Origin of the sequence: Streptomyces ureilyticus (genome assembly GCF_011045025.1) — a bacterium.
In the GTDB taxonomy this organism is placed as follows: domain Bacteria; phylum Actinomycetota; class Actinomycetes; order Streptomycetales; family Streptomycetaceae; genus Streptomyces; species Streptomyces ureilyticus.
In genome coordinates, this window is the sequence record NZ_JAAKZX010000224.1 from 1 (window position 1) to 14,869 (window position 14,869).

The following is a 14,869-nucleotide window of genomic DNA, read 5'->3' on the forward strand; positions in this document are numbered from 1 at the left end:
GAGGAGCTCGCCGTGCTGGAGGGGGCGAGGGAGCGGGCCCGCGCCGGGCAGCCGCAGCGGGTGCTGGTGGAGGGCCCGGAGGGCATCGGCAAGACCGCGCTCGTACGGCGTTTCCTCGCGGGAGTGCCGGATGTCCTGTACGCGGAGGGCGAGGACGTCGGGACCGGGCCGGCCTTCGGTGTACTGGAGCAGCTCATCGGTCCCGGGCGCTGGGCGGATCCGGGTTCCGCCGGCGCCGCGCTGGTGGACGCGCTCCAGAAGACGCTCCGGAAGGGCGGGGGTGTCGGCGAGGACGCGGTGACCGTCGTGGTGGACGACGCCCAGTGGGCCGGGTCGGCCTCGCTGCGTGCGCTCGGTTTCACGGTGCGCAGGCTGCGTGCCGTACGGGTCCTGGTCGTCGTGGTGACCAGGGATATCGCCGACCCTCGTATCCCGGAGGGCCTGCGCCGGCTCTTCACGGCCGACGCCGCCGTCCGGATCCGGCTCGAAGGGCTGGAACCCGCCGCGCTCCGCGCTCTCGGTGACACCCTGGGCCCCGTCCGGCTCACCGCCCGCGCCGCCGGCAGGCTGTGCGAGCACACCGGCGGCAACCCGCTGTACGCGCGGGCCCTGCTGGAGCAGGAGGGGCCAGGACTGGTCGAGGCCCTGGAACGCACCGACATCACCCCGCCTGCCCCCAAGTCGTGCGTCGAGCTCGCCCTGGCGCGGCTCGCCTCCTGCACCGCTGAGGCGGAGGCGCTGGTGGCCGCGGCGAGCGCCCTCGGCCGGTGCTGCACTCTCGCCGAAGCCGCCCTCCTGGCCGATCTCGCCGATCCGCTGCCCGCGCTCGAACAGGCCGTACGCACCGGGCTGTTGACCGAGCGGCAGGGCGACCCCGTCGTCCGCTTCCCGCACCCGATCGTGCAGGCCGCCGTCTACCACGGGCTCGGTCCGGCCCGCCGCCGCGCCCTGCACCGCCGGGCCGCCTCGCTCACCGGTGACGAGGAGACCGCCCTGCACCACCGGGCCTGCGTCGCGACCGGCCCCGCCCCGCAGCTCGCCGCCGAACTCGCGGCGCACGGACGCCGGGCGGCCGCCAAGGAGCGGTGGGAAAGGGCCGCACGTCAGCTGTCCGCGGCGGCCAGATTGGCGCCCGACCGGGCGGCGTACGAGCAGTACACGCTGGAGTCCGTGGAGTGCAGGCTGCTCGCGGGGGACGTACCGGACAGCGCCGAACTCACCGAACGCATCGGGGAGTTCGCCGAGAGCGGCTGGCGCAGCTATCTGCTGGGACGGCTCTGCCCGGCCGACCCGGACCGCGCCGAGGTGCTGCTGCGGGACGCCTGGCGGCGCTGCGATCCGGATGCCGACCGGGGCGACCGGGTGCTCGCGGCCCGGATCGCGGGCCGGTTCGCGGCCCTGTACGGGAGCGTCGCGCGCGGCACGGAAGCCGCCAACTGGGCGCGCCTGGCCCTGCGCCTCGCACCGGAGGCGACCGCCACCGACACCATCCGCTACCTGGCGCTCAGCGGTATGGCGACGAGCGGCGGGGCGGCCCGTGCCCTCGGCGAACTGAGCCCGCTGCCCGACCCGGCCGTGGCGTCACCCGCACAGCTCCAGGAACTCATGGGCCGCGGCACCCTAAGGGTGTTCACCGGCGACCTCACCGGTGCCCTGCGTGATCTGACCGGGGTCTTCACGGCGACGCAGGACCGGAAGCCGGCGCGGGCGGCTGTTGCGCCGACGGCACCGGCGAGGCCGCCCGTCGACGGCCGGACGTACTCGGCGTCCTTCCGTATCACCGCCGCGGGCGCGCTCGCCGCCGCCGAGTACCTGGCGGGCCGCTGGGACGACGTGCTCGCCCACTGCGAACTGGCCGTCTCGCTCGCCGACGACAGCGGCCGGCCGCATTCCGCGCCGTACTGCCGGATGCTCGCTGCCCTCACCCACGCCGCCCGCGGCTCCTTCGCCGAGGCACACGCCCAGGTGCGCGGGATGCGCGCGGACGCCGGCCCGTTCGTGTGGACGGCGCTCGCCGAGGCCCACCTGGCGCGGACGCTCGGTCGTCCCGAGGACGTCGTCGGCGCCCTGGCCCCGCTGCTCCCGCCGAGCGAACAGGACACCTCCGGCTCCTTCGACGAGCCGGGCGCCGTGCCCTGGCCGGACCTCCTCGCCGACGCGTGGACCGAACTCGGGGACCACCGGCGGGCGGCTCAACTCCTCGGCCAATACGAGGCTTTGGCCGTACGACGCGACCATCCGGCCGCGCTGATGCGGGCGGCCCGGATCCGGGGCACCCTGGCGGCGGCCCGCGGGGACCCGGCCGCCGCCGAGAGCGCCTTCCGCTCGGCGCTGCGGCACGCCCACCGCGCCCAGGAGCCGTTCGGCCGTGCGCTGGTGCACCTCGCGTACGGGCAGTTCCTGCGCCGGGTTGCCAGGCGAACTCCGGCCGCGGAGCAGTTGCGTACGGCCCGTGGCCTCCTCGTACGCCTCGATGCCCGGTCCGATCTGGAGTGCTGCGAACGGGAGTTGGCGGCCTGCGGCCTGGACACCCCCATGCGCGGGACGGACGTCGCTCCCCTCAAGGCGGATGCCGCGCCGCTCACCGCGCAGGAACTGGTGGTCGCCCGAAGGGTGGCGGCCGGGCTGACCAACCGCCAGGTGGCGCGGGAGCTGGTGATCAGTCCCAAGACCGTCGAGTTCCACCTGGGGCGGATCTACGCCAAGCTCGGCGTCGCCTCGCGCACCCGGCTCGCCGTGCTGCTGGCGGCGGGGAACGAGGCGGCGCTGCCGGGGCAGAACTGAGGCAGCGCCGCCAGATCACGCCGGGCCTGCTTCAAGCTGCGCCCGCTTCACAGGGCGCCCGATCCAGGCGGCGCCTGATCACGCTGCGCCCAGTCAGGCGCGCCCCTGCAGGGGCGCGGGGCTGTGACATGTGCGGCTCCGCCGTGATGGGGGTCCCCCCGCTCATGGGGGTCCCCCTGCTCGAGCGAAGCCGAGAGTGGGGGAGCGACCAGGCACAACCAATCCGCAGCCGCAACACTGCCGTACGCACCCGCCCCTAATGCGACTCCCTACCCGGCGGCAGCCAAGTCACAAGCCTGCCCCCGCAACGCCCGCGCAAGATCGTCCCGAGCCTCCAGTACAAGCCGCCGCAGCGCAGGAGCAGCCGCCCCGTGCTCGGAGAGCCACGCATCCGCCGCAGCCAGCGTCGCCTCCGAGTCCTGCAAGGACGGGAACAGTCCCTTGACCACATCCATCGCGATCTGAATAGACCGCTCCTCCCAGACGCGCTCGATCGCCTCGAAGTATTTGGCGACATAAGGAGCCCCAAGCCCCCGCTGCGACGGCTGCGCAAACCCCGCGATCGTCGCCTCCACCAGCGCATTGGACAGCGTGTCCGACTCGACGACGGCCGCCCAAGCCTGGGCCTTCACCGCGGCGGAGGGCCGCGCCGCAAGGCGCCGAACCTGATGCCGCTTCCCCGAAGCCGTGTCGTCGCGAGCGAGCTCGGCCGCAAGCACGCCCTCGTCAGCGACCCCGTGCGAGGCCAGCGGTTCCAGGAACGCCCAACGCAGCTCCTGGTCCACCTCAAGCCCGTCGATCTTGGCCGTCCCCTCCAACAGGTCCCGCAAGAGCCCCAGTTCGGCCTCACTCGACGCGACCGCCGCGAAGAATCGGGCCCACGTCAGCTGATGCTGGCTGCTCGCCTCGGCCCCCCGCAGCTCCCGCAGCGCACCCTCCGCGAGCAACCGCCCGCCGGCGTCCCGCCACTCGGGCGCCGCGTAGTGCGTGAGCGCGGAGTTCGCCCACGCGTGCAACATCTGGAGCACGCCGATGTCGGACTCGCGGCCGGCGAAACGCAGGACGAGGTCGATGAAGTCCCGGGCCGGCATCAGGGCGTCCCGCGTCAGGTTCCACAGCGCCGACCAGCACAGCGCCCGGGCCAGCGGGTCGCTGATCTCGCCGAGCCGCTCCCGCAGCATCGCCAGCGAGCCCTCGTCGAAACGGATCTTGCAGTACGTCAGGTCGTCGTCGTTCACCAGCACCAGCTCGGGAGCCTCGGCCCCGGCCAGCTCCGCCACGACCGTACGCGGCCCGTCGACGTCCACCTCCGCGCGCGCGTACCGCTCCAGCGCACCCTCGGAAGACCGCCGGTACAGGCCCACCGCCACCCGGTGCGGCCGCAGTTCAGGATGTGACTCGGCGGCCTCCTGGAGGATCGCGAGCTCGTCGATCTGCCCCTCGGAGCCCAACAGCACCTGCGGCGTAAGGGAGTTGACCCCGGCGGTCTGCAGCCAGGCCCGCGACCAGGCGGCCATGTCACGCCCGCTCGTCTCCTCCAGGACCGACAACAGATCCCCGAGCCGCGTGTTCCCGTACGCGTTCCGCTTGAAGTAGCGGCGCGCGCCCTCCAGGAAGGCGTCCCGCCCGACGTACGCCACCAACTGCTTCAGAACAGAAGCCCCCTTGGCGTACGTGATCCCGTCGAAGTTCAGCTTCGCGTCCTCCAGGTCACGGATGTCGGCCGTGATCGGGTGCGTGGAGGGCAGCTGATCGGCGCGGTACGCCCAGGACTTGCGGTTGTTGGCGAAGGTGATCCAGGCGTTGGAGAAGCGGGTCGCCTCGGCCGACGAGAACGTCCCCATGAAGTCCGCGAAGGACTCCTTGAGCCACAGGTCGTCCCACCACTCCATGGTGACGAGGTCGCCGAACCACATATGCGCCATCTCGTGCAGGATGACGTCCGCCCGCCGCTCGTACGACGCCCGTGTCACCTTGCCGCGGAAGATGAACTCCTCGCGGAAGGTCACACAGCCCGGGTTCTCCATCGCGCCGAGGTTGTACTCCGGCACGAACGCCTGGTCGTACTTCCCGAACGGGTACGGGTAGTCGAAGTGGTCGTGGAAGAAGTCAAGACCCTGCTTGGTCACCAGGAACACGTCGTCGGCGTCGAAGTGCCTGGCGAGGCCCTTGCGGCACAGGGCGCCGAGGGGGATCTCCAGCGTCGTACCGTCGTCGAACGTGCGGGAGTAGTGGTCCGTCACATAGTGGTACGGGCCCGCGACGATCGCCGTGATGTACGTCGAGATGGGCTTCGTCTCGGCGAACCGCCATACCCCGTCGTGCAGTTCACCCACGCCGTTGCTCCACGCGACCCAGCCCTCGGGGGCCCGGACCTCGAACCGGAAGGGGGCCTTGAGGTCCGGCTGCTCGAAGTTCGCGAAGACGCGGCGGGAGTCGGCCGGTTCGTACTGCGTGTAGAGGTAGACCTCGCCGTCCTCGGGGTCTACGAAGCGGTGCAGGCCCTCACCGGTGCGGCTGTAGGCGCACTGCGCGTCGACCATGAGTTCGTTGTCGTCGCCGAGGTCTTCCAGGAGGATGCGGGAGCCGTCGAAGACGGCGCCCGGGTCGAGATCCTTGCCGTTGAGGGAGACGGCGGTGACGCTCGGCGCGATCAGGTCCGCGAAGCTCGTGGCGCCCGGCTCGGCACAGCGGAAGCGGATGGTCGTCACCGAACGGAACGTCCGCGGCCCGGCGTCCGTGCCGCCCACGGCGGAGCGCAGGTCGAGCGACACCTCGTACCCGTCGACGGACAGCAGGGCGGCCCGCTCTCGGGCCTCGTCGCGGGACAGATTCTCACCGGGCACAGGCGGCACTCCCTCGTGACTGCATGACTGGCGGCATGACTCCTTCGAAGTGCCTTGATCCTCGCATGGGGCACTGACAACAGGCATCAGGGAATAGGACGGCGAAGGGTGTGGTTGCGCGTTCAAGAACAGCCGTGGCTGCCACCTGTCACCTGTCATGACCCCGTTTTCGAGGAGAACCATGTCCGAGGCCGCAACGAGCTCCGCCAAGACCCCCGTCGACTTCTGGTTCGACCCGCTGTGCCCCTGGGCGTGGATGACCTCGCGTTGGGTCCTGGAGGTGGAGAAGGTCCGGGACATCGAGGTCCGCTGGCACATCATGAGTCTCGCGGTGCTGAACGAGGACAAGATCGACCAGCTGCCCGAGGAATACCGCGAGATGCTCGCGACCAAGGCGTGGAAGCCGGTACGCGTGGTGACCGCTGCCTGGCAGAAGCACGGCGCGGACGTCCTCGGCCCGCTCTACACCGCCCTCGGCACCCGCATCCACAACAACGACGAGGGTCCGACCGTCGAGGCCATCGCCGGCGCGCTCGCCGACGTCGGCCTGCCCGCCGACCTGATCGAGTACGCCGACCAGGAGGACTTCGAGTTCGACGCCGAGCTGCGCGCCTCCCACAAGGAGGGCATCGACAAGGTCGGTCAGGAGGTCGGCACCCCGGTCATCGCCGTCCCCGGCTCCGACGGCGAGCAGATCGCCTTCTTCGGCCCGGTCGTCACCCCCGCCCCCAAGGGTGAGGAGGCCGCTCGCCTCTGGGACGGCACCCTCGCCGTCGCCTCGGTCCCCGGCTTCTACGAGATCAAGCGCACGCGGACGAAGGGCCCGGACTTCAGCAACCTCTGAGGCTCACCAGTCGGATTAGCGATCCGTAGTAATCCTGTGGCAGAGTGTGACGCGCACGCCCGGCGCCCAGGCGACGTCGGGCACCCTCTTCGGTGAGGTCGTGAGACCTCACCGACCAGTGTCCGGAGGGACGTGCCACGCGGGCTGACGGCTCCCACCGGCCAGTACCAGGGCACGAAGGCGATTGGCTCACGTCCCTGATTAACACTGGGGATCGCTAAGCCAATCAGAGACGCTTGAGATCCCCTTCGGGGTTGAGCGCCCCCCCGAGTCACGTCCTCGCGGGGGTCGCCCGTATCCGGCGTCCGTCTACGAGAGCGTTCGCAGCTCCGCTGCTACGACGGCCTCCGTAGCAGCCCCCGCTCCATCGCCACCACCACCGCCCGAGTCCGGTCGTTCACGTCCAGCTTGGCGAAGAGGCGCAGGAGGTGCGTCTTGACCGTGGCCTCGGCGATGACCAGCCGTGAGCCGATCTCGGCGTTGGTGAGGCCGTCGGCGACGGCGTTGAGGACGTCTCGCTCGCGGGCGGTGAGCGGAGCGTGGGCGGGGCGGCGCATACGGGCGACCAGTTTTTCCGCGACCCGAGGGGCGAGGACCGTTTCGCCGCGCGACGCCGCGTGGATGGCGTCGACCAGCTGCTCCCGGGTGGCGTCCTTCAGGAGGTAGCCGATGGCGCCCGCCTCGACCCCGCGCTCGATCTCCGCGTCGGTGTCATAGGTGGTGAGGATCAGCACCCGGGTGCGAGGGTGCGCGGCCACGATCTCCGTGGTCGTCGCGACCCCGTCCAGTACGGGCATCCGCAGATCCACCAGGGCCACATCGGGCTCGTACGCGGCGACGAGTTCCAGCGCCGCCCGGCCGTCGCCCGCCTCGCCGACGATCTCGATACTGGGCTCGGCGGCCAGCAGGGCCACCACACCGGCCCGCATCACCGTGTGATCGTCCACCACGATGATCCGCAGTTTTCCACCGCCCGCCGTCATGCCATCTCCTCGTCTTCCCCGGGACCGGGCTCGCCGTCCATCGGAATCGTCGCCAGCACGCGCGTACCGTCCCCCACCGAACTCGTCACCCTGAGCTCCCCGCCCAGCTCCGCCAGCCGCTTGCGCATCCCGTCGAGCCCGAACCCCGCCGAGTCCCCCACGACGAATCCGGTCCCGTCGTCCGTGATCTCCAGCTCGACCCCGTACGGCTGCCGGGCCAGTACGACTCCGACCGTGGACGCCCGCGCGTGCTTGCGCACATTGGCCAGCGACTCCTGCGTACAGCGCAGCAGCGCGATCCGGGTCGGCTGGTCGCACTCGATGTCCGCCAGCTCCGCGTCGACCGCGAGCCCGGTGTCCTCCGCGAAACGGTCCAGCGTCCGGCGCAGCGTGTGTGCCACCGAACCCGCCGCCACCTGCCCGCCGCGCTGCGCGGAGCCGACCAGCTCCCGCGCCTCGGCGAGGTTCTCGCGCGCGGTGGACTCGATCGACCTCAACTGCTGTGCGCTGCGCGCCGGATCACTGTCGAGCCCGGCCCGCGCCGCCTCCGCGAGTGCGATGATCGAGGCAAAGCCCTGCGCGAGCGTGTCATGGATGTCGCGTGCCATCCGTTCCCTCTCATCGGCCGCCCCCTGACGCTGGTGCGCCTCGGACAGTTCGGCCTGTGCCTGTTCCAACTCGAGGATCAGTCGCGCCCGTTCATGACTCTGGGCGACGACGGAGTGCACCCACAGACCGATCAGCCCCCCGACGGCCACCACGATCACGACCGGCACCAGCGTCTCCCCGAAGAACTTCGGGGAGTTCCCGAGCCGCTGCCAACTCCCGGTCAGCGTCGACCCGGTGGCGAGCCCCAGGAAGAGGAGCGAGGCCCGGGGCGTACGGCTGAACATCCAGAAGTGCGGCAGCGTCACCATGAACAGCGACCCGAAGGAGTTGCGCATGTACGCGAACACCCCGAGCACGGCGACCAGCACCAGCAGATAGGTGTGCGGACGCAGTACGGGGTTGTGCGGGAACCGGTCGACCACCGCGTAGCACAGCATCAGGAATCCGAGCAGCCCGAGCGCCCAGTACTTGCTTCCGCCGGGCCGGTCCATCGCGGCCAGCCCGACCGCCATCGCGGCGAACAGCACCCAGCACACCGCGTTCCAGCGACGGAGCGTGGCGGCCCAAAAGGGGTCGGTGGCCTGCCCGACGGAAGTGGTCATACGGATCAACGTACGTCCGCCACCGGCGTCCTGGCGGCCTCTCGGCGTTCGCGGACGGGCCGCCGGACCCCGCGCGAAGGCCACCAGCTCGCCTCACCGAGCAGCAGCATCGCCGCCGGCAGGATCAGCACCCGGATGACGAAGGCGTCCAGTAGCACGGCCGCCGCGAGGACGAAGCCGATCTGCTTCATCTCGATGATGTGGAGAAAGACGAAGCTCACGAAGACCGTCATCATGACCACCGCCGCACTGGTCACCACACCCGCCGAGCTGCGAATTCCGTCCAGAACCGCCTGCCGCGTCGGTACGCCCGCGAGTGCAGCCTCCCTGATCCGGCTCACCACGAACACCTGGTAGTCCATGGACAGCCCGAAGAGGATCACGAACAGGAACAGCGGCACCCGCGACCCGATCGACCCGGTGGACTCGAAGTTCAGCAGCCCCTCGGCCCAACTGCCCTGGAAGACCAGGACGAGCAGCCCGAGCGCCGCCGCGGCCGACAGCAGGTTCAGTACGACACCGAGCAGGCCGAGCACCACCGAACGGAACGCGTACAGCGTCATCGCGAAGGTCACCAGGAGCAATGCGCCCAGGACCAGGGGCAGTTTGCTGTTCTGGTGCGCGGGATAGTCGGCGTAGCGGGCGACGTCGCCGCTCACACCGGAGTCGGCGCCCGCGATCCGGCCGATCGTCGCGGGCACGTACTCGTCCCGCAGATGGTCGAGCGAGTCGTACGCCTCGTCCGAGTTGCCGAGGTGCGGCACGTTCAGCTCCAGCACGCTGATCCGCCGGCCGTCGGAGGTCTCGTCGGAGGTACGTATCCGGGACTCGCCGGTGAACAGCGGGTCCGCGTCGGCGAGTTGAGCCAGTTCCTCCAGGGATGCGGTCACCTCGCCGGAGCGTGCGGCATCGGCGCGTACGACGATGTCGTGGGTCACCCGCTGCTCGGGGAAGGCCTCGTTGAGCCGGTCGTACACCTGCATGGCGGGGATCTCCCGCGAGTGGGTGTCACGGCTCATCTCGGTGATCTTCAGCCCGCCCAGTGGTGCGGCGAGGGCCAGCATGGCGAGCACCGAGACGCAGAGGGTGGCCACCGGATGCCGGGTCGCGGGGCGCAGCAGCGCGGCCCACACCCTGCCGCCGCCCTCGCCCCGCATCCGCCGCGCGGGCTTGCCGCGTTCGGCACGGCGCAGCGCCCTGCGCTCGGACCGCTTGCCGAGTTTGACCAGCAGCGCGGGCAGTACGGTCAGGGAACTGAGCACCGCCACCAGGACGACCACGATGGTGCCGGTGGCCAGTGAGGAGAAGATCACGTCGGAGGCCAGGAACAGCGTCGCCGTGGACACCACGACCGCCAGCCCCGACACCACGACTGCCCGCCCCGAGGTCGCCGTGGCCAGCTCCACCAGCGCCTCGGAACTCAGCCGCCCGCCGGACCGCGCCCGTTCCTCCCGCTCCCGCTTGAGGTAGAAGAGCGTGTAGTCGACGCCCACCGCGAGCCCGATCATCAGGATGATGTTGGTCCCGACCCCGGTGTCGGGGGAGAGGTGCGAGACCACCATCGAAAGGCCGACGGCGGCCGCGATCGACGACAGCGCGAGCAGCAGCGGCACCCCGGCCATGGTCACCGAACCGAACACGATCAGCAGCGTGATCAGCGTGACCGGCAGGGTGATCGCCTCGGAGAGCGCCAGATCCTCGCCGCGCTGCTTGTCGACTCCCTTGCTGATGGACGGACTTCCGGTCTCCTCCAGGAGCAGTGCGGGGTTCGCCTTCTGTACGGCCTCGGTCTGCGCGACCAGCGCGTCGACCTTGTCCTTCGCATCGCGCTCCTCGCCCTTCACGGCCACCTCGACCATGAGGATCCGGCCGTCCTTCGACAGCAGCGGATCGGCGACGCTCTCGACCTCGGGCAGCCGCTCCATCCGGGCGGTGAGATCCGCCGCGGCGGCTTTCGCGGAGGCTTCGGCCGTGCCCCCGTCGAGACCGGCGCCGGACCGGGCGGAGATCATCACCTGCTCGGTGGACCTGCGTTCCAACTGCCCCTCGGCGGCCATCGCCTCAGCCCGGCCGGCCTCGCCCACCCGATAATCCGCGGTCTTCGCGCTGTTGAGCCCGACAGCACTGCCGGCGCCCAGGCACAACACCACGAACACCAGCCATCCGATGATCGCCCGCCATGGGTGCAGGGCACTCCAGCGAGCCATGCGCACAGTGAATGAGTTCATGCCCAAAAGCGTTGCTGAGCAGGGCAGTTGGCAGACAGAGGTGCTCGGTGGAACTTGCCGTCCACCGATCGGTGGACGCGAGAACGGAGGGTAGCCCCCGGACTGACCCGCCCACCCCGGCCCCAAAGAATCTTGAAGTGGCAAAGACGCTGGCCAAGGCCGCTATCAGCGTCAACTACGCGGCTGTATACGAACTTTGCAGGCATGAGCTCCGCGACATCGGATAGCGATCTGCAGAGCATGACTCCCGATGACTGAAGGAGTTTCCATCATCGTGCAACCGGCTCAAGAGTTCGGCGACAACCCTGTCGAAGTACGCGAAACCGGTCACTACACAGAGGAATACGTTCCCAGCTTTGTCGAGAAATGGGACTCGCTCATCGACTGGGAAAAACGGGCGGAAAGCGAAGGAAACTTCTTCATCGACCTGCTGCGCAAGTGGGGCGTGAAGAGCGTGCTCGACGTCGCGACGGGCACCGGATTTCACTCCGTACGGCTCCTGGCGGCCGGATTCGACACCGTGAGCGCGGACGGCAGCGCGGACATGCTGGCGATGGCCTTCGAGAACGGCACCAAGCAGGGCGGGCACATCCTGCGCGTCGTCCAGGCCGACTGGCGGTGGCTCAACAGAGACGTCCACGGTGAGTACGACGCCATCGTCTGCCTCGGCAACTCCTTCACGCATCTCTTCTCGGAACGCGACCGGCGCAAGGCGCTCGCCGAGTTCTACGCGATGCTCAAACACGACGGAATTCTCGTCCTCGACCAGCGCAATTACGACGCGGTCCTGGACGACGGCTACACCAGCAAGCACACGTACTACTACTGCGGTGAGGACGTCACCGTGGAGCCGGAGTACGTCGACGAGGGCCTGTGCCGCATGCGGTACCACTTCCCCGACGACTCCGTGTACCACCTCAACATGTTCCCGCTGCGCAAGGACTACACCCGCCGGCTGATGTCCGAGGTGGGTTTCCAGCGCGTCCAGACCTACGGCGACTTCCAGCACACCTACCGCGGCGAACAGCCGGACTTCTTCGTGCATGTGGCGGAGAAGGAGTACCGGATGGACGACCAGAAGGAGCCGGAGGGCCGGTACACGGGCGCGGTCAGCACCGCCCGCAGCTACTACAACTCACCCGACGCCGACACCTTCTACGCCACGGTGTGGGGCGGCGAGGACATCCACATCGGCGTCTACGAAAACCCCGCGGAACCCATCGCGGGCGCCAGCCGGCGCACCGTCGAGCGGATGGCGTCGAAGCTGGAGCTGACCCGGGACTCCGTGGTGCTCGACCTCGGCTCGGGGTACGGTGGCTCGGCACGGTACCTGGCCGGGACGTACGACTGCCGGGTGGTCGCCCTCAACCTCAGCGAGGTCGAGAACCAGCGCCACAAGGAGCTGAACGCGGCACGCGCGCTCTCCGACCGGATCGAGGTCGTGGACGGGTCCTTCGAGGACATCCCGTATCCGGACGGCCAGGTCGACGTCGTCTGGTCCCAGGACGCCTTCCTGCACAGCGGAAACCGCGTCCAGGTCCTCGAGGAGATCGCGCGCGTCCTGCGCCCCGGCGGCCACCTCATCTTCACCGACCCGATGGCGACAGCGGACGGCGGCTCCGCCGACGTGCTGCAGCCGATCCTCGACCGGATCCACCTGGACGACATGGGCTCGCCGGCTTTCTACATGCGCGAGCTGAACCGGCTCGGATTCACCCCGGTCGACGGTGGCTTCGACGAGCACCGCGAACAGCTGGTGAACCACTACACACGGGTCCTCGAGGAGACCGCACGCCAAGAGACCGAAGGACTGGCCAGAAAGATCAGCCACGACTACCTCGCCCAGATGAAGAAGGGCCTCGGCCACTGGATCGACGGCGGCCGCGAGGGCCACCTCACCTGGGGCATCTTCCACTTCAGGCTGGACACCGAAGACTGAACCACCCGATGGTGCGCAAGGAAGACCCCCGCGAGTCACGTCCTCGCGGGGGCCTTCTTCTTTACCGCCCGCCCGCGTGAAAGGTGAGAAGACGATCACGAGGCAGGACGCTTCGGAGTGCTTTCAGGGGGCGAGCAACAACACATCCGTACGGGACTTCGCGGCGGCGTAACGCCGCGCCACGTCCTGCCAGTTGACGACCTGCCACATGGCCTCGATGAAGTCGACCTTCTGGTTTTTGTACTGGAGGTAGAAGGCGTGCTCCCAGGCGTCGAAGACCAGGATCGGCGTGGAGCCCTGGCCGACATTGCCCTGATGGTCGTAGACCTGCTCGACGACGAGGCGTCCGCTGAGCGGCTCGTACGCGAGGACGCCCCAGCCGGAGCCCTGCGTGGTCGCGGCGGCCTTGGTCAACTGGGCCTTGAACCCGGCGAAGGATCCGAACGACTCGGTGATCGCGTCGGCGAGCTCGCCCACGCCGTCCACGGCGAGCGGCTCGCCACCGCCCTCACCGGTCATGTTGTGCCAGTAGATGCTGTGCAGAACATGGCCGGAGAGATGGAAGGCCAGGTTCTTCTCCAGCCCGTTGATCGAGCCCCATGACTCCTTTTCCCGCGCCTCCGCGAGCTGTTCCAGGGTGTCGTTCGCTCCCTTCACATACGCCGCGTGGTGCTTGTCGTGGTGCAGCTCGATGATCTCGGGGCTGATCACGGGCGCGAGCGCGGAGTAGTCGTACGGCAGCTCAGGGAGCGTGTAGACGGGCATGGCGGTTCGTCCCCTCCGAAATCTTATTGCAAGTATCTTGCAAGTGCAGATTAACAGCAAGAGGGATCAAGGGGAGGGGGCGCGAGAGGGATTGGGGAGATCCAACAGTTCGCGCCGGTCCCGTCCTTGTGGGTAAGGCCGCCGTACCTCAGTGACCAGGGTCACGCCGTCCCGGGTGTACCAATCTCTCTTTGTATGGAGCGCACCAAGCGTGCGCTCCGTGGTTTGTCGAGCGCTGCTGGTGATCGGGCCGAGGGGGTTGGGATAGCGTCGCGGTGTTCGGAACCGCCCGCTCCCTTACCGCCGGAGTCCCCATGAGCACCGCTGCCGCCTCCGCTCTCCCGGGCAAGGTCCTCGCCGACCTGCTCCCCGCGTCCCGCGTCCGCGACATCGCTCTCGTGGCCGGTGGTGCGGCGCTCACCGGGATCGCCGCCCAGATCGCCGTGCCCGTACCGGGGTCGCCGGTGCCGGTGACCGGGCAGACCTTCGCGGCCCTCCTCGTCGGCACCGCGCTCGGTGCGGGGCGCGGCTTCCTCTCGCTCGCCCTGTACGCGCTCGTCGGCCTGGCCGGTGTCCCGTGGTTCGCGGAGGGCAGCCACGGCCTCTCCCCGACCTTCGGCTACATCGTCGGCATGATGCTGGCGGCCGCACTCGTCGGCGCCCTGGCCCGCCGCGGCGCCGACCGCTCCGTGGTGCGCATGGCCGGCACAATGCTGCTCGGTTCGGCCGTCATCTACGCGATCGGCGTCCCCTACCTCTCCGCCGCCACGCTGTTGAGCCCCACGGAGGCCATTGCCGCCGGGTTCACGCCCTTCCTCATCGGCGACGCCGTCAAGGCGGCCCTGGCGATGGGGCTGCTTCCCGCAGCGTGGAAGCTCGTGAACCGGTAAGAGCGACGTCGCAGCCTCAGCTCCGGCTTCAGCCCCAACTTCCGCCTTCGCGCCCGTAATGGGTGCGGGGGCTGCTTGATTTCCGGTCTCGTGTCATTGGCCCGGAATGTGCTGTCATGGAAGGAGGTTGGGGGTTGGGCACTGTTGCCGGTGGACTGGGCGGGAGTGCCTTTTGGTGAGTGTGAGTGAGTGCCGGGGCCGGATTTGGCTGGCTGCCGCCGGGCGCCTGCGCGGGGACGGTCTTCCTTGCCATGGGGTGGGTTCTCGGTCTGCACTCTTCGGGAGGGGAACGGGGGTTCTTGGGTCGAATGGGTGACCTTTGTGGGTGGTGCTCGTTGACTGCCGTGACGGGATCTTCGACCGGGTGGGGGTGCACGGG

The 14,869-nt window shown here is 69.5% G+C and carries 9 protein-coding genes; 4 read left to right on the forward strand and 5 right to left on the reverse strand.

Annotated elements, in window-relative coordinates:
- Positions 1-2,784 (forward strand): helix-turn-helix transcriptional regulator (locus tag G6048_RS51195; RefSeq protein WP_165344576.1); only part of this gene is annotated, 2,784 nt, incomplete at its 5' end.
- A gap of 269 nt (positions 2,785-3,053) precedes the next feature.
- Here G6048_RS51195 and pepN read toward each other — a convergent pair.
- Positions 3,054-5,630 (reverse strand): aminopeptidase N, encoded by a 2,577-nt coding sequence (pepN, locus tag G6048_RS40360; RefSeq protein WP_165344577.1) that lies wholly within the window; start codon positions 5,628-5,630, stop codon positions 3,054-3,056.
- 181 nt (positions 5,631-5,811) lie between these two features.
- Here pepN and G6048_RS40365 point away from each other — a divergent pair, with 181 nt between their 5' ends.
- Positions 5,812-6,474 carry a mycothiol-dependent nitroreductase Rv2466c family protein gene (locus G6048_RS40365; RefSeq protein WP_165344578.1) on the forward strand — a complete coding sequence of 221 codons (663 nt, stop codon included), beginning with the start codon at positions 5,812-5,814 and terminating at the stop codon, positions 6,472-6,474.
- A gap of 335 nt (positions 6,475-6,809) precedes the next feature.
- Here G6048_RS40365 and G6048_RS40370 read toward each other — a convergent pair whose 3' ends face one another.
- Genes G6048_RS40370 through G6048_RS40380 form a run of 3 tightly spaced genes read right to left on the reverse strand, consistent with a single transcriptional unit; the run spans position 6,810 to position 10,896 of the window.
- Positions 6,810-7,457 (reverse strand): response regulator, encoded by a 648-nt coding sequence (locus G6048_RS40370; protein ID WP_165344579.1) that lies wholly within the window; start codon positions 7,455-7,457, stop codon positions 6,810-6,812.
- On the reverse strand, positions 7,454-8,668 hold the full coding sequence (locus G6048_RS40375; RefSeq protein ID WP_165344580.1) for a sensor histidine kinase: 1,215 nt from the start codon (positions 8,666-8,668) through the stop codon (positions 7,454-7,456). Before G6048_RS40375 ends, G6048_RS40370 begins: the two co-directional genes overlap by 4 nt.
- A 5-nt stretch (positions 8,669-8,673) precedes the next feature.
- Positions 8,674-10,896 (reverse strand): MMPL family transporter, encoded by a 2,223-nt coding sequence (locus G6048_RS40380; protein ID WP_165344581.1) that lies wholly within the window; start codon positions 10,894-10,896, stop codon positions 8,674-8,676.
- Positions 10,897-11,170: 274 nt separating this feature from the next.
- Here G6048_RS40380 and G6048_RS40385 point away from each other — a divergent pair, with 274 nt between their 5' ends.
- A complete protein-coding gene (locus tag G6048_RS40385; protein ID WP_328828390.1) occupies positions 11,171-12,835 on the forward strand; it encodes a glycine/sarcosine N-methyltransferase in 1,665 nt (554 codons plus the stop codon).
- A gap of 123 nt (positions 12,836-12,958) precedes the next feature.
- Here the strand turns inward: G6048_RS40385 and G6048_RS40390 are convergent, their stop codons facing one another.
- Positions 12,959-13,600, reverse strand: coding sequence for a superoxide dismutase (locus G6048_RS40390; RefSeq protein WP_165344583.1), 642 nt, complete (start codon positions 13,598-13,600; stop codon positions 12,959-12,961).
- A gap of 314 nt (positions 13,601-13,914) precedes the next feature.
- Between G6048_RS40390 and G6048_RS40395 the strand changes: the two genes are divergently transcribed.
- A complete protein-coding gene (locus G6048_RS40395) occupies positions 13,915-14,490 on the forward strand; it encodes a biotin transporter BioY (protein WP_165344584.1) in 576 nt (191 codons plus the stop codon).
- The last annotated feature ends 379 nt before the right edge of the window (positions 14,491-14,869 follow it).